We start from the raw sequence: 242 nt of genomic DNA, 5'->3' as shown, positions 1-242 counted from the left end.
TTCGCAGGCATCAAGGGCACGGCGAACACCCGCGAGGTGGTCGACTCCATGCTGCAGGCCCAACAGAAGCTTCAAACCGCAATCGCAGTCCGTGACAGGGTCGTCTCGGCCTTCCTCGATGTCACTAAGATGCAGATGTACCTCGATTTAAGGACGCACCGATGAGAGCGCTCGCCATTGCGGCTACGGGCATGGACGCCCAACAGACGAGTCTCGAAGTGATCGCGAACAGTATCGCGAAC

1 protein-coding gene and 1 pseudogene are annotated in these 242 nt (G+C 58.7%); both read left to right on the top strand.

Annotated elements, in window-relative coordinates; all coding sequences use genetic code 11:
• A partial coding sequence (gene fliE / locus ACPYOJ_RS36400) for a flagellar hook-basal body complex protein FliE (protein WP_481420542.1) occupies window positions 1-165 on the top strand: 165 nt, incomplete at its 5' end.
• Window positions 162-242, top strand: a pseudogene (locus ACPYOJ_RS36395) (flagellar basal-body rod protein FlgG); the annotation flags it as partial. The gene fliE and the pseudogene ACPYOJ_RS36395, both read left to right, overlap by 4 nt.

The sequence above is a fragment of the Rhizobium sp. SVR5-9E genome, assembly GCF_056755095.1.
Note: the sequence above shows the minus strand (reverse complement) of the source record. Positions and strands in the feature narration are given on the sequence as shown.